General features: G+C 66.2%; 17 protein-coding genes. 4 read left to right on the forward strand and 13 right to left on the reverse strand.

Features of this window, described 5'->3' with window-relative positions:
- Positions 1-379 precede the first annotated feature (379 nt).
- From V5G24_RS21080 to V5G24_RS21110, 7 genes are read right to left on the reverse strand one after another with little or no spacing between them, the layout of a single operon-like run.
- Complete coding sequence (locus V5G24_RS21080) at positions 380-1,141, reverse strand: TIGR02186 family protein (protein ID WP_394083587.1); 762 nt, start codon at positions 1,139-1,141, stop codon at positions 380-382.
- Positions 1,138-2,064, reverse strand: a complete 927-nt coding sequence (locus V5G24_RS21085; protein ID WP_394083585.1) for a sulfite exporter TauE/SafE family protein — start codon at positions 2,062-2,064, stop codon at positions 1,138-1,140. Before V5G24_RS21085 ends, V5G24_RS21080 begins: the two co-directional genes overlap by 4 nt.
- Before the next feature lie 40 nt (positions 2,065-2,104).
- Positions 2,105-2,386 carry a serine dehydratase beta chain gene (locus tag V5G24_RS21090; protein WP_394083583.1) on the reverse strand — a complete coding sequence of 94 codons (282 nt, stop codon included), beginning with the start codon at positions 2,384-2,386 and terminating at the stop codon, positions 2,105-2,107.
- Positions 2,383-2,937: a sarcosine oxidase subunit gamma gene (locus V5G24_RS21095; protein WP_394083581.1), complete on the reverse strand. Its 555-nt coding sequence runs from the start codon at positions 2,935-2,937 to the stop codon at positions 2,383-2,385. The genes V5G24_RS21090 and V5G24_RS21095 overlap by 4 nt, the downstream gene beginning before the upstream one ends.
- Positions 2,930-5,944 (reverse strand): sarcosine oxidase subunit alpha family protein, encoded by a 3,015-nt coding sequence (locus tag V5G24_RS21100; protein ID WP_394083579.1) that lies wholly within the window; start codon positions 5,942-5,944, stop codon positions 2,930-2,932. The genes V5G24_RS21095 and V5G24_RS21100 overlap by 8 nt, the downstream gene beginning before the upstream one ends.
- Positions 5,941-6,222 carry a sarcosine oxidase subunit delta gene (locus V5G24_RS21105; protein ID WP_394083577.1) on the reverse strand — a complete coding sequence of 94 codons (282 nt, stop codon included), beginning with the start codon at positions 6,220-6,222 and terminating at the stop codon, positions 5,941-5,943. Before V5G24_RS21105 ends, V5G24_RS21100 begins: the two co-directional genes overlap by 4 nt.
- Before the next feature lie 8 nt (positions 6,223-6,230).
- The gene (locus V5G24_RS21110; RefSeq protein WP_394083575.1) at positions 6,231-7,484 is read right to left on the reverse strand and encodes a sarcosine oxidase subunit beta family protein; all 1,254 of its coding nucleotides are present in this window, start codon (positions 7,482-7,484) and stop codon (positions 6,231-6,233) included.
- Positions 7,485-7,587: 103 nt separating this feature from the next.
- Between V5G24_RS21110 and V5G24_RS21115 the strand changes: the two genes are divergently transcribed.
- Entirely contained in the window at positions 7,588-8,628 is a 1,041-nt protein-coding gene (locus V5G24_RS21115) for a GlxA family transcriptional regulator (RefSeq protein WP_394083573.1), read from the forward strand.
- Positions 8,629-8,631: 3 nt separating this feature from the next.
- On the opposite strand, the gene V5G24_RS21120 is transcribed toward V5G24_RS21115, so the two are convergent.
- From V5G24_RS21120 to V5G24_RS21145, 6 genes are all read right to left on the reverse strand, one after another.
- Positions 8,632-9,465, reverse strand: coding sequence for a GntR family transcriptional regulator (locus V5G24_RS21120; protein ID WP_394083571.1), 834 nt, complete (start codon positions 9,463-9,465; stop codon positions 8,632-8,634).
- A 99-nt stretch (positions 9,466-9,564) separates the two neighbouring features.
- Complete coding sequence (locus V5G24_RS21125; protein WP_394083569.1) at positions 9,565-10,572, reverse strand: ABC transporter substrate-binding protein; 1,008 nt, start codon at positions 10,570-10,572, stop codon at positions 9,565-9,567.
- Positions 10,573-10,710: 138 nt separating this feature from the next.
- Positions 10,711-11,595 (reverse strand): MBL fold metallo-hydrolase, encoded by an 885-nt coding sequence (locus V5G24_RS21130; RefSeq protein ID WP_394083567.1) that lies wholly within the window; start codon positions 11,593-11,595, stop codon positions 10,711-10,713.
- Between the two features lie 40 nt (positions 11,596-11,635).
- Positions 11,636-12,535, reverse strand: a complete 900-nt coding sequence (locus tag V5G24_RS21135) for an ABC transporter permease (protein ID WP_394083565.1) — start codon at positions 12,533-12,535, stop codon at positions 11,636-11,638.
- On the reverse strand, positions 12,528-13,346 hold the full coding sequence (locus tag V5G24_RS21140) for an ABC transporter ATP-binding protein (protein WP_394083563.1): 819 nt from the start codon (positions 13,344-13,346) through the stop codon (positions 12,528-12,530). Before V5G24_RS21140 ends, V5G24_RS21135 begins: the two co-directional genes overlap by 8 nt.
- A 244-nt stretch (positions 13,347-13,590) precedes the next feature.
- Positions 13,591-14,469: a LysR family transcriptional regulator gene (locus V5G24_RS21145; RefSeq protein WP_394083561.1), complete on the reverse strand. Its 879-nt coding sequence runs from the start codon at positions 14,467-14,469 to the stop codon at positions 13,591-13,593.
- A gap of 112 nt (positions 14,470-14,581) precedes the next feature.
- On the opposite strand from V5G24_RS21145, the gene V5G24_RS21150 reads away from it, so the two are divergent.
- From V5G24_RS21150 to V5G24_RS21160, 3 genes are read left to right on the forward strand one after another with little or no spacing between them, the layout of a single operon-like run.
- Positions 14,582-15,214 carry a glutathione S-transferase family protein gene (locus V5G24_RS21150; protein ID WP_394083559.1) on the forward strand — a complete coding sequence of 211 codons (633 nt, stop codon included), beginning with the start codon at positions 14,582-14,584 and terminating at the stop codon, positions 15,212-15,214.
- Between the two features lie 45 nt (positions 15,215-15,259).
- A complete protein-coding gene (locus tag V5G24_RS21155) occupies positions 15,260-16,027 on the forward strand; it encodes an enoyl-CoA hydratase/isomerase family protein (protein WP_394083558.1) in 768 nt (255 codons plus the stop codon).
- A gap of 53 nt (positions 16,028-16,080) precedes the next feature.
- A complete protein-coding gene (locus V5G24_RS21160) occupies positions 16,081-16,758 on the forward strand; it encodes a peroxiredoxin-like family protein (protein ID WP_394083556.1) in 678 nt (225 codons plus the stop codon).
- Positions 16,759-16,795: the final 37 nt, after the last annotated feature.

The raw sequence follows: 16,795 nt of genomic DNA on the forward strand, positions 1-16,795 counted from the left end.
GCTGCTCGACTCATGTGAACTACTCCCCAAAAATTGGGTCGTGATGGACGCCACGTTTTGACGTCATCTAATCTCCCGTTAGGAGGAGATCAGGACATGCGCAAACGCAGGAACCATGATGCGAGTTTCAAGGCTCGCGTGGGCCTTCCGCGCAGCAGCCTCCACGCCAAGATCGAGCAGTACCGGATGGGGTGAGACCGAAAGAGCTGCTGCCCCTCCGCAGGTCGGCGCAGCGCCCACGCGCCTCAACCGCCTGACCGGGTCGGTAAGCTTGATCCATACCGAAGCGTGCTCGCTGGATTTTTCCAACAGCGAACGGCCCGATCGACGCCGACGGCGGCGAGCCCCCCTGCCTCGGCATTTTCCATCTTCGCCACCACTACCGTCTAAATAAAATACTGGCGACTCCTCCCAGCATGAGGCTGCCCATGGCGACGGCGAGACCGTAAAGCAGCCCGTTGCGCTGTGAGAATTCCGCGATCGACTGCTCGACGCCGGTCTTCTGCACGTCGAAGGAGGTGGTTGCGGAGGCGACCGGCCGGCCGCCGCGCAGCAGCTGCACTTCCACCTGATAGCGCCCCAGCGGGGCGGTGCCGGGAATGGCCACCTCGGCGCGGAACACGTGGGGAGCGATGAAGGTCACCCCGCACGTGTTCTCCCGGTACAGACCCTGGGCCTGCTGGATGCGCAGGAAGGCGGCGCGGAACGGGTCGGCCGACACCACGTCCGCATGATCGTCGCCGATCCGCTGCTTCAAGAGGATGCGCCCCAAGCCAATCTGACCCAGCCGCAGAGAATCGGCCTCGGCCATCTCCTCCGGCGGGCGGCTGGTGAGGATGTCGAGGAAGGACGGCACATCGAGGAAGGTGCGGCTGTCCGCATTCATCCACAGCCCCAGCACCCGCGTCTTGCGCCATGTGGTGAAGGTCTGCCCCGGTCCGCGCACCGTCACCACCACGTCGGGGCTCCCGCCGGCGGCGTCCTGCGGATCCATGACCCCGAACACCACAAGGTCCGCCCCCGTGAAGCCCGAGGTGATGTGCACCTGCGCCTGTGACACCGACACCACCAGCCCATCGGCCCGCGCCATCCCGCAGCCACCCAGCAGGGCCAGAATGAGGACGGCTGCGCGCACCATCATCGCAGCTTCTCCATGGTGGTCACGACGAAGGTGTCTGCCGGACGGGTGACGAACTCCCCCGCCACCCGCACCGCCACCCCCAGCACCAGCAGGCCCAGCAGCAGGCGCAGGTGCTCGGCCCGCAGCGACTGGCCGGTGCGGGCCCCGAACTGGGCGCCCATGGTGCCGCCCACCATCAGTACCAGGGCCAGCACCACGTCCACGGTGCCATTGGCCTGGGCGTGGAGCACCGTCGCCGCCGCCATGGTGACGAAGGTGAGCACCAGCGAGGTGCCCACCGCGGTCTGGGTCGGCGCCTTGAGCAGATAGATGAGCGCCGGCACGAGGATAAACCCGCCGCCCACGCCCAGCACCGCGCCGACGAGGCCGATGGCGAAGCCGATAGCCACCACCGGCAGAGCCGACACGTAGATACGCGAGCGGCGGAAACGCATCTTCAGCGGCAGGCGCATGAACCAGGCTCTTGTGCCCGGCCGGCGCACCACCGCCGGTCGCCCCTTGGCGGTGCGGCGGATGGCGCGCACGCTTTCCACCAGCATGAGGGTGCCAAGGGTGCCGAGCAGCGCCGTGTAGGAGATGCGGATGAACAGGTCGACTTGGCCGATCACCCGCAGGAACAGGAACAGCATCACCCCGGCGAGCGTGCCCAGCAGGCCTCCAGAGAGCAGTGCGCCAGCCAAATGCATGTCCACCATGCCCTTGCGCCAGTAGGACAAGGCGCCGGAGAAGGAGGAAGCGGCCATGTAGGGCGACACGCTGGCCACCGCCACCGCAGGCGGCACACCGGTGAAGATCAACAGCGGCGTCATCAGGAAGCCGCCGCCCACACCGAACATACCCGAGATGAACCCCACCGCGAGGCCCATCGCGAAGATGGTGAAGATGGCGACGGGCAGTTCGGCGATGGGAAGGTAGATGGTCACGCGGGGGCTTTCCGGGACGGTTTGGTGAGGCCTCGATGAGTCAGGATGCGAACAGGTTGACCGCGAGGCCGCTTTGCCCGGTTTCCCTGTATTTGGACTGCATGCCGGCACTCTTTTGCCGCATGGTCTCGATCACCTGGTCCAGGGAGACATGATGGGTGACGTCGCCGCGCCGGGCGAGGGAACCGAAAAGCTCCCCCCGAACCCGTCTGATCCGCACGGGCTTGGTCTTCAGGAAACGCCTTGCGGCGACCACGGGACCCACCGTGGGGGGCGAGGACGGCCCGATACCGATCCTGAACAGCTCGAACACGCTGATCACGCCGCCCCCCATTCCTGCGCCGCATTCAGCAGGAAAGCCTGGACATAAGGGGCAAGGGACCGCGCGCACTCGACACGAAACCCCTCGCTGCCCCGCACCAGCACGATCTCGGCCTTGGCGAGCACGGTGCGGGTGGCGCTCCCCGGCGGAAATGCGCTCCCGTGGAGGTCGAGGGGGACCCCCGCATTCAAGATCATCGGCGCGGCGGCGCCGCCGACGGTGATCGCCGCCTGGCGGTGGCCGATGTCCACCAGGGAATGAAAATGCCCGGCAAGATCCGCCGCGATGGCGCTCGCCGCTCCATCCCCATCCGGCGCCACCAGCAGCCATTCGTCGGGGCCGAGGCGCGCGGCGAAGCGATCCGCCGTGCCCCGCGCGGAATTGACGGGGCCGGACAGATCGAACATCCCCGCCTGTCCCACCGCCGCCGCGGCTCCGGGCGGGAGGCGCAGCACGTGGCGGCTTGCCGGGCCGAGGGGGACGATGGCCGCCGCTGGCGTGATGGAGGCCGGCGCGGTGAACGGCGAGCGATATGTGGCACGCTCAGACATGGACGTTGCTTCCATGGACGCGTTCTCCCGTGGGATCGAAGAAGACCGGGGGCACCACGCGCACGGCGGTGAAGCCGGTACGGGTCGTCGCATGGAGGACCTCCTCCATCCGCCCCCGCCCGCCCGAGACGAGGGCCAAAGCGATGGATCGCCCGCAGGTGTCGCTCCAATAGCTCGACGTGACATGCCCGAGCATGGGCACCGGCACCGCGGCCATCCGATCGGCCACGATCTGCGCGCCCTCATCCACCACGAGGCCTTCCGCTTCGGTCAGGAGGCCGACCAGTTGCCGGCGGTCCGCCTTCAGCATGTCCGGCCGGTATAGCGAGCGCTTGCCGACGAAATCCGGCTTGGTGCCGGACACCGCCCAGGACAGGCCGGCATCGTCCGGCGTCACGGTGCCATCGGTGTCATGGCCGGCGAGCAGGAAGCCCCGCTCGGCACGCAGCACATGGGTGGCCTCGGTGCCGTAGGCGGCCATGCCGAAGCCTTGCCCGCGCTCCCACAGGACGTCCCACACATCCCGCGCGAAGCCGGAGGGCACGTTGATCTCGTAGCCCAACTCGCCGGTGAAGGAGAGCCGGAACAGCCGGAGAGGGACCCCGCATAGGGTTCCGCTACGCACCGCCATGGGCGGGAAAGCCAGGGGCGAGAGATCGATGCCCTCGACCAGCGGCGCGATCACCTCGGTTGCCCTGGGCCCCTGCACGGCGATAACGCCCCATTGCTCCGTCGTGGAGGTGAGATGCACCTTCAGCTGGCTCCATTCGGTTTGGAGATAGTCCTCCATGTGGGCGAACACGCGCGCCGCGCCGCCGCTGGAGGTGGTGACGTGGAAAAGGTCCGGCCCCAGGCGGGCGACGATGCCGTCATCGAAGATGAAGCCGCTCTCGCCCAGCATCAGGGCGTAGCCGCACATGCCGGGTTCAAGTGCGCTCAGGTCGCCCGCATAAATGCGATCGAGAAACTCCAGGGCGTCTGGTCCCGTCACCTCGATCTTGCCCAGCGTCGAGGCATCGAACAGGCCCACCGCCTGGCGCACCGTTCGGCATTCCCGCGCCACGGCGGCGCGCATGTCCTCTCCGGCCCGGGGGAAATAGCGGGCGCGCTGCCACAGGCCGACCGGCTCGAAGACCGCGCCGCGCGCGCGCGCCCAGCCGTCGATGGGCGTGGTGCGGATAGGGTCGAACAGGGTATCGCGCGCCGCGCCCACAAGGGCGCCGAACGAGACCGGCGAGTAGGGCGCGCGGAAGGTGGTGGTGCCCACCTGCGGAATGGGCCGCTCCACCGCTTCGGCGATGAGGCCGAGAGCGGCCATGTTGGAGGTCTTGCCCTGGTCGGTGGCCATGCCGTTGGTGGTGTAGCGCTTAACGTGCTCGACGCTCTCGAACCCCTCGCGCACCGCCAGCCGGATGTCCTTGGCTGTGACGTCGTTCTGGAAATCCACGAACGCGCGCGCGCGGCCTGGATCGGCGTCCGTCGGCAGCACCCGAGCCGGGGTGAAGCCGGTGGCGGAGGGAGGGACAACGGCGAAGGTCCGCGCGCTCCCGCCCCTCGCTGCCTGACCGCCCGCCTGCCAGCCTTCCGCGAGAATGGCGGACAGCTCGTAGGTGCCGTTGCAGGCGCCCGCCGAGCGCGCCCGCTGCGCCGCCGCGCCGGGAACGAAGGCGTCGATATCTTCCCGGAAGGCCAGCTTGCCGCGCGACTGGGAGTGAAGATGCACGGCGGGCGTCCATCCGCCGGAGAGGCCGACGGCATCGCACGCAAGAACGCGGCGCGGCCCGACGCTCCCGGACGGGCCGACCGGCGCGACGACGAGCCCCCTCACCCGGCTGCGACCGAGGGAGCCGACCAACGTGTGTCCCGTCAGCACCTCGATGCCGGCATCGCGGATCCCGGCCAGTTCCGGCCCGCAGGCCTCCTGCGGGCGCGTGTCCACCACCGTCACGGCAAGGCCTGCGGCCCGCGCCTCCGCAGCGGCCTGGTAGGCAGATGCTCCGTTGGTCGCGAAAACGAGGGACCGCCCGACGGCGACCGCATAGCGCTGCAGGTAGACGCGGATGCTCTCCGCCAGCAGGATGCCCGGCCGGTCATTTCCAGCAAAGGCCAGGGGACGCTCGTGGGCACCGGTGGCGAGGACCACCTCGCGGGCCCGTATCTGCCACAGCCGCTCCCGCGGCTGACCCGCAGGGGCGACCGCGAGATGGTCGGTGCAGCGCTCCACCAACGCGACATGATTGTGGTTGTAATAGCCGAAGGCGGTGGTCCGCGTCAGGACGGTGACGTTGTCCCGCCGCTGAAGCTCGGCCAACGCCTTGTCGCGCCAGGCAACAGCCTGCTCGCCCTCGATGGTCGAGACTGCGTCGTGGAGCAGGCTGCCGCCGGGCTCCGGCTGCTCATCGGCGAGGATCACCCGCTGTCCGTGTTCCGCGGCGGCGAGCGCGGCGGCAAGGCCGGCAGGCCCCGCCCCCACCACCAGCACGTCGCAATAGGCGTGGCGATGCCCATAGCGCTCGGCGTCCGGCGCGCGCGGAGCCACGCCGAGCCCGGCCGCGGCGCGGATCACCGGCTCATAGACCTTGTGCCAGAAACTTCGGGGCCATTTGAATGTTTTGTAGTAAAATCCGGCGACGAAGATCGGCGCGAGAAGATCATTCACCTCACCGATATCGTATTCCAGCGACGGCCAATGGTTCTGGGTGCGCGTGACGAGGCCGTCGCAGGCTTCCACGATGGTGGCGCGGTTGTTCGGGTCGCGCCGGCCGGCGCCGCGATCGATGTCCAGCAGCGCATTGGGCTCGTCCGCGCCGTGGCTGAGGATGCCGCGCGGACGGTGATACTTGAACGAGCGCCCCACAAGGTGGATGCCGTTCGCCAGCAGGGTCGAAGCCACCGTGTCGCCGGCGAGGCCGGTAAGTCCACGTCCGTTGAAGGTGAGGCGGAGGGGCTGGGTGCGGTCGACGCGCCCGCCGGCGGGCAGGCGGAAGGGTTGGGGATGGGCCATCATGCGCCTCCTTCTGGCCGTGGCGTCCCCATGGGATAGCTCGCCACGAACGCATCGCTGGCGGTGTCGCGCAGCGCATTGAACCAGCGCCCGCAGCCGTGCGCATGAAGCCAGCGCTCCGCGTGGCCGCCCTTCGGATTGGAGCGGAAGTAGAGGAAGCCCGCCCAGGCCGTGTCGTCGTACGCTTCGGGATGCTCCGGACGGGAGATGTGGGCTTCGCCGCCGCACCGGAACTCGATCTCGGGCCGGGCGCCGCAATGGGGACAATGGAGGAGGAGCATAATGGAACTCAGTGTGCGACCGCCGCCGCGGCCGCCTCGTCGATGAGGCGGCCAGTGCGGAAACGGTCGAGGGTGAAAGGCGCGCTGATGGGGTGCGGGGCACCGGTGGCAAGCATGTGGGCAAACAGGTCGGCCGCGCCCGGTGTCGCCTTGAAGCCACCCGTGCCCCAGCCGCAATTGACGTAAAGCCCTTCCACCGACGTCCGGTCGATGATCGGCGAACGGTCCGGCGTGACATCCACGATGCCACCCCAGGAGCGCATCATCTTCATGCGCCGAAACTGCGGGAACAGCTCGCAAATGGCCTCCAGCGTATGGGAGGTGACGTGCAGCCCGCCCTGCTGGGAATAGGAGATGTACTGGTCGGTGCCGGCGCCGATCACCAGTTCGCCCTTGTCCGACTGGGACAGGTAGGCATGGACAGCGTTCGACATGACGACGCAGGGCACCACCGGCTTCACCGGCTCGGAGACCAGCGCCTGCAGCGGGAAGCTTTCCAGCGGCATGCGCAGCCCGGCTCGCGCCATCACGACGCTGGTGTGCCCGGCTGCCGCGACGCCCACCCTGCGGGCGCGGATCGGCCCGCGGGTGGTCTCCACGCCGGCGATCGCGCCGCCGGACTGGCGGATGAATCCGGTTACCTCGCAATTCTCGATGATGTCGACGCCGAGGGCATCGGCGGCCCGCGCATAGCCCCACACCACCGCATCATGGCGGGCCGTGCCGCCGCGCCGCTGGAGCGCGGCGCCCAGGACCGGGTAGCGAGCGCCGGGGGAAATATCGAGCCCCGGGCAGAAGGCGCGCGCCTCCTCCGCGGTCAGCCATTCATTGTCGATGCCGTTCAGGCGGTTGGCATAGATATGCCGCATGAAGATCTGCATGTCATGCTGGGTGTGGGCCAACATCATGACCCCGCGCGGCGAATACATGACATTGTACTGCAATTCTTGTGCGAGGCCGCCCCACATCTTCAACGCACGCTCGTAGATGGCCGCACTTTCATCGTAGAGATAATTGGAGCGGATGATGGTGGTATTTCGACCGGAATTGCCGCCGCCGATCCAGCCCTTCTCGATCACGGCGACATTGGTGATGCCGTGCTTGCGCGCGAGATAATAAGCGGTACCCAGCCCATGCCCGCCGCCGCCGACAACAACAACGTCGTAGGCGCGCTTGGGCTCGGGCTTACGCCATTGCAGCCCCCAACCCTTGTGCGCATTGAAGGCTTCGAACAGAAGCGATGAGAGCGAAAAGTGCGGCATCCAAATCACCTGCAGCGGCAGCGTGGTCCTGCCAATTTGTGCAGCGATTGTGCCCGAGGATAATGCTTGAATCTTGCAGAAAGACGACTACACAATAGTAGGAATGAGACATTCGCGCACGGTACGACCGAAGCTGAAAGTCGGCTTTTTGCTGCTGCACAATTTCACCCTTACTGCATTTTCCACTTTCGTGGATGTGCTGCGCCTCGCCGGCGACGAAGGGGATCGCTCGCGGCCCATCGCCTGTGACTGGCAGGTGATGAGCCCGAGCCGGCGGCCGGTGCGCTCCTCCTGCGGGATCGAGGTGCAACCCACCGCAGGCCTTATGGACCCGGCGGGCTTCGATTATGTGGTGGTGGTGGGCGGATTGCTGCACGACGTACCGCCGCTGCCTTCCGAGACCGCAGCCTATCTTCACAAGGCGGCTGAGGCCGGCGTGCCGCTCGTGGGCGTGTGCACGGCCAGCTTCGTGCTATGCCGGCTCGGCCTCATGGAGCACCGCAAGTGCTGCGTGAGCTGGTACCACTACCGGGATTTCATGGAGGAATTTCCGAACCTTATCCTGGTCGCCGACTTGCTGTTCGTGATCGACGGGGACCGAATCACCTGCTCGGGCGGGACCGGTGTGGCGGACTTGGCTGCACACCTCGTGGCGCTGCACTTGGGCCAGGCACGGGCGCAGAAGGCGATGCACATGCTGCTGGTGACCCGGCCGCGGGACGAGGCAAGCCCCCAGCCCGTGCCGCAGCCGAATCCCCACGCCTGCGCGGACCGACGCGTCCAACGCGCGCTGCTGATGATGGAGCAGAATCTGGCCAATCCGCTGACCACCCCGCAGATCGCGTCTCGGCTCGACCTCGGAACCCGGCAGTTCGAACGGCTGTTCCAAGAGCAACTTGGAACGAGCCCGCACCAGGCCTATCTCGACTTGCGGCTGAAGCACGGCCAATGGATGCTTCGGAATACTTCAACCACCACGGCACAGATCGCGGCCGATCTTGGCTTCGTGGATTCCTCCCACTTCGGCCGCGCCCTCAAGGCCCGGCTGGGCATGACCCCGGCCGCGTTCCGCAACGGGTGCCGGGCCGAGCGGGTGGGAACCGTCCACCCGCAGGAGAATGCGGATCGACGCGTCTACGAGTGAGCCTTACGCGGACCGGGGCGCCTGACTGTCTATGCGCATGAAGAACTGCGTGCGCGGGATGAAGATCCGCTGAAACGAGCCATGATTGGCCGGACTTGCCGAGCTGAAGATCTCCACCACCATCCCGATCGTCTTGGACGCCACCCCGATCTTGGAACAAATGTCCCGCGGAAGAGGCTCAATGCGGATATCGTAGGTCATGCGCTGGACATTGAGGTTAAGCTCACGCCGCAGGTTAATGCCCTCGAGGGGCATCGTCTTGTCCTTGCGCGCCTGGTCATAGACGCGCGCATCAATAATGAACTGGCTGTAGACTAGTAATTCGTGGCCGATGTCGACGATGCGGTCGATCTCTACCACTTCGTCTTCCACCCATTGCAGGTGCATGCTCCAGGAGCCGCGGTTGCTGTGCCGGTGGACACGGTCCACCTGGGGGAAGACCGGGAAAAAGTTCTCGCGCCGCTCGTCGCTGAACAGAAAGTGCCAGACCGTATCCACTTGGCGCGGCTCGCGATTGACAAAGCTTCCGGCCCGCCCCTGACGACGATCCACTGCCCCGTCCTGCACCAGCTCGCGATAAGCCTTCTGCACCGTGCCGAGGCTGAGTCCGGTGGCCAAGGCCAGATCCTTTTCGGGCGGGAGGCGATCGCCAAGGCTCCAGAATCCCTCGCGAATCCCGGCCAGCACTGCATCCCTCAGCTGGAGGTATTTCGGGGACTGGCCGGGGTCCTTCGGCGCAAAGCGGCGCCAGAAGTCGTATCCCGCCTGGGACGCCGGAGCCCTGATCACGGCATCTGCCTTATCGCGCGTCGCACGCGGAACCTGAGGCTTTGTCATGGGAGATTCCGAACGCAGGTGAGAGGGCGGTGGTACCGACATTCCCCCGAGGAGGCAAGGCGCCGACACACTGGCGTGCGCGGTGCCCGCCATGAGCGGTCAGTCGCCGGGCAGATCATGGACGTTGCTGAAGAAAACGTCTTTCCAGGAGGCAGGTGAGTTCTTCAGAAGGCCGGTCTTGTGCATGTATTCCGCGAAAAGCATCACTTTCCGGGGTGTCGGCGAGAAGGTCATCATATTTGAATCATTGAGGATCGCGACAATCTCCGCCACCGACAGCTTCGAGGTGTCGAACCGCTTGAACGCCTGCGCCGCCGCGGTCTTGTCGGCGGCGATGAGGCCCATCGCCTCGGTCAGCGCCGCATAGGTGGCGTCATAGAGCTTGGGATTGTCCGCCCGCCACTTGTCATTGGCGTAAGCAGTGATCAACGTGTTGGGGCCGCCGGTGACTTCATAGGAGCTGAGGATGGTGCGCACGTTCGGATTGGCAAGTTCCATCTGGATGAAGGGCACTGTGGTCACGTGCGTCTTGGCGCCTGCCCCGCCCGAAAGCAGCGCAGCGACTCCGTCGGGATGGGACATTGTAATGGCCAGCGTGTCGAACTTGCTGCGCTGGTCGAAGCCGAAAGCCTGGGCGGTGGCCATCTCCAGGATCAGCGCATGCTGCGTTCCCTTGCCGGAGGCCATGGCGATCCGGTCACTCGGCTTGAAGTCCTTGATGGACGTGATTGCGGGGTCGATGGTGTTGAAATAGATCGGGGAATCGCAGATCGCCATCATCCCCTTCACGGGGGCGAACTTCACCGTCTTGTCCCACAGATTCAGCATCACCGACGTGCCGGCCATGGCAATGTCGGCATTGCCGGAGATCAGCGCATCTGTGATGGCCGGGCCACTGGTCAGCCGCGTGTAGGTGACCTTGACGTCGGGTACGCCGAGGGCGGCCGCATGCTTTTCTATCAGCCTGCTTTCCTTGGCGATGATCATGGGCAGGTAGCATAGGCCGAGGCCGCTCACGACGCGCACTTCGGCCGCCTCGGCAAGGTGCGGACCGAAGACGGCGGCAAGAGCGACGGCCAATCCGGCCAGTCGGGCAAGGTATTTCATATGTATCCCCTTGTTGTCTGGAAGGTTCTGCGCCGTTTCGGCGTCTCGTTTTGCGATCGATGAAACGCGACGCCGGCGGGCCGGGAATCGCGTTTGCTTCTTAGTGCATCAGATTCGACGGGTGATCGCCGAATCGCGTCAGAGCAGGCGGTCGTTCTGCGGTCCCTTGAGCGGGATCTCCATGAGATCCTCGCCGAAGAAGATGTTGCCGCCGTAGATGCGCGAAATGTCGGCGACCACCCGTTCCCTGAGGCCGGGCCGGTCGAACTGCTCGGTGATGTGGGTGAGAACGAGATTCTTCACCTTGGCGTCGCGCGCCAGCTCCGCCAACTCCATGTGGCCCATGCAGCTGTGGGAGAAATCCGGGCTGTAGTTCGTTCCCGAAAGATAATGGCACATGTGCACGAGCACGTCGCAGTCCTTGGCCAGCACATGCATGCTTTCCGCCGGCCCGCTGTCGCCGGAATAGACGAAGACGCCCTCGGGCGTCGTCAGGCGGAAGCCGAGGGTGACTAGGAAGGGCTGGAAGTGGTTCACCTGGGTCGTCTCCAGCGTCCAGCCGTCGCCCTGGATGATGTCGCCGGGCGCAAGCGTGGTGACTTCAGGGACGGGCCGCGGCCGGGGGAGCGTGCCACCGCGGGCCTTGAACAGGTCGAGGCTCGAGCCGTGGGAGGTGCGTGCCACAAGGTCCGCGTTGTAGACGCCATCCAGCCCGAACAGGCGCTCGGTGATCTCGGCGATGGGGGAGGGCCCGAAGACTTTCAGCTCCGGGATGCGGTCGGCGCCCTGGTCCCAGCGGGTCAGGAGCAAGCGGCCATAATCGCCGCAATGGTCATAGTGCAGATGGGAGAAGAAGAGGTGGGTAACCCGGGTCGCGGGAATGCCCAGCTCCAGCAGGCGATGGTGGGCGCCGAAGCCGTGGTCCATGACGATCACGTCGTTGCCGGTCTCGATCACATAGCCGGAGGACATGCGGCGCAGGGAGGGCGTGGGCGTGCCGGTGCCGAGTAGGCGAATACGCATGGGACTGCTCGTTTCCTTAGGTTGTGCGTGCAGGGTGAGGTCAGCCGCGGCTCATGCCCCAGCGGCGGATGGTACGGGCCTCGATGGTGCGGAAGATCAATCCTTCCACCAGAAGGCCGATGATGATGACGCAGGTGAGCCCGGCGAAGACCTGATCGGTTTCCAGCTGGTTGCGCTTTTCGAACAGGAACCAGCCGAGGCCGCCGGATCGGGAGGACACGCCGAACACCAGCTCCGCCGCGATCAGCGTCCGCCAGGCGAAGGCCCAGCCGATCTTCAGCCCCGAGAGGATGGAGGGGAAGGCGGCGGGGATCAGGATCAGCGCCACGTAGCGCACGCCACGCAGGCCATAATTCTGGCCGGCCAGCCTCTGGGTCTCGGATACGCCGAGGAAGCCGGTCAGTGTGTTGAGGGCCACCGCCCAGAGCACTGAATGCACGATGACGAAGACGAGGCTGGGCACGCCGAGCCCGAACCACAACAGCGCCAGCGGCAGGAGGGCGATGGCCGGCAGCGGGTTGAACATGGCGGTGAGGGTCGCGAGCAGGTCGGCACCCAGCCGCGAAGAGACGGCGAAGGTCGTCAGCATCGCCGCGAGGGCGATGCCGATCGCATAGCCGGTCATAAGCACCTGGAGCGTCGCCCCGATGCGCTGGAGCAGGACGCCGTGGACGAGACTGTCCCACAAGGCGCGCAGCGTGTCCGTCAGCGTGGGGAACATCAGCGGGTTGGCGAGCCATACGGCGTAGGCCTGCCAGGCCACCATCAGCACGACGACGATCGCCCCGCGCCGGACCCCCTCCATGTTGGTGAGGTGCTCCCAGAGCGAGAGCGGGCGCTCGATCTCGCCCGCATCGCTCACGCGCGGCGCCGTGCGCTCGAATTCCGGACGGATGGGGGGAGACAGCCGGGCGGCCTGCGGGGGGGACATCTCAGCCATGGTGACCCTCGGCGAAAAGCATGATGTTGATCTTTTGGGCCAGGGCCATGAAATCGCTCCCGCCCAGGTGGTCGTGCCGGTACTGGTGAGCGTTCAGTTCCGCCTTCACCTGGCCGGGGTGAGGCGAAAGCAGCAGGATTCGCGAGCCGACCACGATCGCTTCCTCGATGGAGTGGGTGACGAAGAGGACGGTGAAGCGGATGTCGTCCCACAGCTGCAGCAGTTCGTCCTGCATCTGGCGACGCGTCAGGGCATCGAGGGCGGCGAAGGGCTCGTCCATCAGGAGGATGGCAGGCTCCATAGCCATGGCGCGCGCGATGGCCACGCGCTGCTTCATGCCGCCGGAAAGCATGTGCGGATAGGCGTCCGCGAACTTGCCGAGCTTGACTTTCGAAATACTGGCCATGGCCCGCTCACGGGCCTCGGCGCGCGGAAAGCGCCGACTTACCAGGATGGGGAACATCACATTCTCCACCACGGTCTTCCACGGCATCAGCTGGTCGAAATCCTGGAACACCATCATGCGGTCGGGCCCGGCGCCGGCGATCATCTGGCCGTTCAGCCGCATGAAGCCCGCCACCGGTTTCAGGAAGCCGGCGACACCTTTCAGCAGGCTGGATTTGCCGCAACCGGACGGGCCGAGCAGCACGAAACGATCGGCCGGATAGACTTCGAAGCTGACGTCGCGGGTGGCCGTGACCAGCAGATCGCGGGTCTTGTACTGGAGCGTGACCCCGGACACCTCCAGCAATGGCCCGGCTTGCGGGGGCGAATAGGTCTGGTCTTGCGGATGCGTGGCAGCAGCGCTCATCGGCCCCTCATTGTTCCGGCTCTGGCTTCGCCTTCAACGACGCCCGAAGGGGACGAATGCGCGGCGAATTGCACTATTTTTAAGATGCAGCATAATCTGAACACTATATAGCTTATTGTCAAGCAGACGCCGACCGCGGCGGAACGTCGTGGAACGGCCGCGGTGCGCAGCAGAGGTGTTCACCCCTGCGGCAACGCCGATTTTTTCAACGCAATCGGCGCGTCGCGGTACATCGCGAACAACCCTACTGGGCGAAGATGCTTTCAACATAATCGGCAAACGCGCGCGCCTTGGCGCTGGCGAGGCGCCCGGTGGGGAACACGGCCCACAGATCGACCGGCGGAAGCTCCCAGTCTTCCAACACGCGCCGCACCGCGCCGCTCTCAAGCTCGGGGGCGAACATCCAGTCGGAATTGACCGTCAGCCCCATGTCGGCGAGCACGGCCGCGCGGATGCCTTCCGCCGCGCTCAGGCGCACCCGGCCCTTAACCGCGACGGACGCCTGCGCGCCATTCCGGCGGAAGGTCCAGCTGGCGCCGAGCTGGCTGTAGACGATCGCCTCGTGGGTCGCGAGATCGGCCGGCGCCAGGGGCGTGCCGGCGCGCGCGAGATAGGCGGGCGTGGCGAGCACCGAGCGCTGGCCACGGGCGATCCGGCGGGCGATGGCGGTGGAATCGATCAATTCCCCCATCCGCAAGGCCAGATCGACGCCTTCGGAGACGAGATCAATGACCCGGTCATCGAGCAGCACGTCGATTTCGATGTCGGGATGGCGCGCCAGGAATTCCGGCAGGCGCGGAACGATGAGCAGGCGCGCGAAGGTCGTGGCCGCCGAGATGCGCAGGCGCCCCGACAGGCCCGCGCCGGCGCCGCGCGCCTCCAATTCGGCTTCCTCCGCCTCACGGATCGCAGCGCGCGCCCGTTCGTAGAAGCGCAGGCCCGCATCCGTCGGCGCGAGACTGTGCGTCGAGCGCGCGAGCAGGCGCACCTGAAGGCGCTCCTCAAGCTGGGCGATCGTCTTGGAGATGGCGGGCTGTCCCACGCCGATCTGCCGCGCCGCAGCCGAGAATGAGCCCGCTTCCACCACAGTCACGAAAGCCTGCATGGCCTGAAAGCGATCCATGTTCATTCCCCTTTGGAATGAGCGTTATCGCTTCATCCTGCCTGCCGCAACTTTCTAGGAATGATCATAACAGGCTCACGAACGCGCCGAGACGCGGTTCGCGGAGCTGAACATGATCGAAGTCTATGCATTCGCCACGCCCAACAGCGTCAAGATCCCGATCGCGCTGGAGGAAATGGGCCTCACCTATGATCTGAAGCCGGTGAACGTCCGCACCGGCGAGCAGAAGGCCGCCGCCTTCCTGGCCCTGAACCCCAACGGCAAGGTGCCGGTGCTGGTCGAGCGCGACGGCGATACCGCATTCGTTCTGAGCGAGAGCGCGGCGATCCTGGTTCATCTCGCGGAAAAAACCGGCATGCTGCTGCCGGCGGACGCAGACCGACGCGCCCGCGTGTTCGAACACTTGTTCTTCCACGCCTCCGCCCTGAGCCCGGCCTTCGGCAATGCCGGCTTCTTCAAGCGTTCGTCGCCGGAGCCCCAGCCCATTGCCGAAGCCCGCTTCTCGGCCGAGGCGGACCGCATCCTCGATCTTCTCGAAGCCACGCTGGCGACCCAGCGCTTCGCCGCCGGCGACGATTTCACCATCGCCGACATCGCCCATTTCGGCTGGCTTTGGCGGCGCGCCTTTCCCGGCGTGACGCTGGACGCCCGCCCCAACCTCTCCCGCTGGTACGACGCCATCGCCGCGCGGCCCGCCGTGCAGCGCGCCATCGCCCGCGTCGAGGCCCTCGTCCCGGCGGCCTGATTTTCCCCGATCCATTTCCCTGCGAACGCACGAAGGAGCCATCTCATGTCCCGCTTCAGCACCTACAAGGACGCTTTCCCCAACGCCCAGCTCACCTGCTCGGACAGCGGCGTGCTGGAAGTCCGCCTCCATACCGACGGCGGCAAGCTGGTCTTCAACGGCCATACCCATGAGCAGTTCGTCGAGCTGTTCCACCAGATCGGCGCGGACCCGGACAACCGGGTGGTCATCCTGACCGGATCGGGCGACGCCTTCATGGATGCGATCAGCCCCGAGGGCTTCGATTTCTTCTCGCCGCGCGGCTACGACAAGATCTATCGCGAAGGCAAGAAGGTGCTCATGAACATCCTCGATATCGAGGTGCCGATGATCACCGCCCTCAACGGCCCCGTCTTGCTGCACAGCGAATATGCTTTGCTGACCGACATCATCCTCGCCACGCCGGAAACCGTGTTCCAGGACAAGCCGCATTTCGACTTCGGCATCGTTCCGGGCGACGGTGTCAACCTGCTCTGGCCGGAAGTGATCGGAAGTATTCGCGGTCGCTATTTCATCCTCACCCGGCAGGTGCTCGACGCGGCGACGGCGAAGGCGTGGGGCGTGGTCAATGAGATCGTCCCCACCGACAGGCTACTCGCCCGCGCCCATGAGATCGCCGAGGGGATCGCCGCCTTGCCGCCGCTCACCAGCAGCTACACCCGCATCGCGCTGACGCAGAAGCTGCGCCGGATCATCGACGAGGGGGCCGGCTATGGCCTGGCGCTCGAAGGCATCAGCGCCGCCGAGGTCGCCCGCACGATGGCGGCCGGCTGACCGCCATTTCCCCCCTGCGCCACACGCCATTCCACCCGACACGGAGCAACCCCATGTCCCTCCAGGCGAAACTCGACGCCTTCAAGGCCGATTTTGAAGCGGGCAAACCGCCCTACAACGTACCGTCCGCGGTGATCGAGACCATGCGACGCGCCACCGCCGAACTCATCGCCTCCGGCGCGGCGCGCCACGCGCTCAAGGCCGGCGAGACGATTCCCGCCTTCACCCTTGCAGACCCCGAGGGAAATGCCGTGTCCTCGGTCGATCTTCTCGCCAGGGGGCCACTGGTCATCGCCTTCTATCGCGGCGTCTGGTGCCCCTATTGCAACATGGAATTGCGAGCGCTTCAGGAGACGCTTGCGCAGGTCCAGGCGCTGGGTGCGAGCCTGATTGCGATCTCGCCCCAGAACCCGGTCAACAGCCGCAAGTCGGTCCGCCAGAACAATCTGTCGTTCCCGATCCTGTCGGACCCTCGTAACGAGGTCGCCGCGGCGTTCGGTCTGCGGTTCGCGCTGCCGGATTATCTGATCGAGCTCTACGCGGCGTTGAAGAACGATCTGCCGTCCTTCAACGGCGACCCGAGCTGGACCCTGCCCATGCCGGCCCGCTTCGTGGTCGGCCGGGACGGCACCATCCTCTATGCCGAGGTCAATCCCGACTATACCCGCCGGCCCGAACCGACGGACATGCTGCCCGCCCTTCGCCGGGCCGTGGGTGCCACCGCCGCCTGATCCACCTGGATATGCCCCGTCCCATGCGGGCGGGGGG

The sequence above is a fragment of the Roseixanthobacter finlandensis genome, assembly GCF_043195105.2.
Taxonomy (GTDB): Bacteria; Pseudomonadota; Alphaproteobacteria; order Rhizobiales; family Xanthobacteraceae; genus NCEH01.

What these genes read in the sequence shown, in the direction of transcription:
- V5G24_RS21115 (WP_394083573.1), top strand. Translation starts at nt 7,588, where the DNA reads ATGAGACATTCGCGCACGGTACGACCGAAGCTGAAAGTCGGCTTTTTG.
- V5G24_RS21095 (WP_394083581.1), bottom strand. Translation starts at nt 2,937, where the DNA reads ATGTCTGAGCGTGCCACATATCGCTCGCCGTTCACCGCGCCGGCCTCC.
- V5G24_RS21150 (WP_394083559.1), top strand. Translation starts at nt 14,582, where the DNA reads ATGATCGAAGTCTATGCATTCGCCACGCCCAACAGCGTCAAGATCCCG.
- V5G24_RS21145 (WP_394083561.1), bottom strand. Translation starts at nt 14,469, where the DNA reads ATGGATCGCTTTCAGGCCATGCAGGCTTTCGTGACTGTGGTGGAAGCG.
- V5G24_RS21105 (WP_394083577.1), bottom strand. Translation starts at nt 6,222, where the DNA reads ATGCTCCTCCTCCATTGTCCCCATTGCGGCGCCCGGCCCGAGATCGAG.
- V5G24_RS21130 (WP_394083567.1), bottom strand. Translation starts at nt 11,595, where the DNA reads ATGCGTATTCGCCTACTCGGCACCGGCACGCCCACGCCCTCCCTGCGC.
- V5G24_RS21110 (WP_394083575.1), bottom strand. Translation starts at nt 7,484, where the DNA reads ATGCCGCACTTTTCGCTCTCATCGCTTCTGTTCGAAGCCTTCAATGCG.
- V5G24_RS21135 (WP_394083565.1), bottom strand. Translation starts at nt 12,535, where the DNA reads ATGGCTGAGATGTCCCCCCCGCAGGCCGCCCGGCTGTCTCCCCCCATC.
- V5G24_RS21100 (WP_394083579.1), bottom strand. Translation starts at nt 5,944, where the DNA reads ATGATGGCCCATCCCCAACCCTTCCGCCTGCCCGCCGGCGGGCGCGTC.
- V5G24_RS21140 (WP_394083563.1), bottom strand. Translation starts at nt 13,346, where the DNA reads ATGAGCGCTGCTGCCACGCATCCGCAAGACCAGACCTATTCGCCCCCG.
- V5G24_RS21155 (WP_394083558.1), top strand. Translation starts at nt 15,260, where the DNA reads ATGTCCCGCTTCAGCACCTACAAGGACGCTTTCCCCAACGCCCAGCTC.
- V5G24_RS21120 (WP_394083571.1), bottom strand. Translation starts at nt 9,465, where the DNA reads ATGACAAAGCCTCAGGTTCCGCGTGCGACGCGCGATAAGGCAGATGCC.
- V5G24_RS21080 (WP_394083587.1), bottom strand. Translation starts at nt 1,141, where the DNA reads ATGATGGTGCGCGCAGCCGTCCTCATTCTGGCCCTGCTGGGTGGCTGC.
- V5G24_RS21160 (WP_394083556.1), top strand. Translation starts at nt 16,081, where the DNA reads ATGTCCCTCCAGGCGAAACTCGACGCCTTCAAGGCCGATTTTGAAGCG.
- V5G24_RS21125 (WP_394083569.1), bottom strand. Translation starts at nt 10,572, where the DNA reads ATGAAATACCTTGCCCGACTGGCCGGATTGGCCGTCGCTCTTGCCGCC.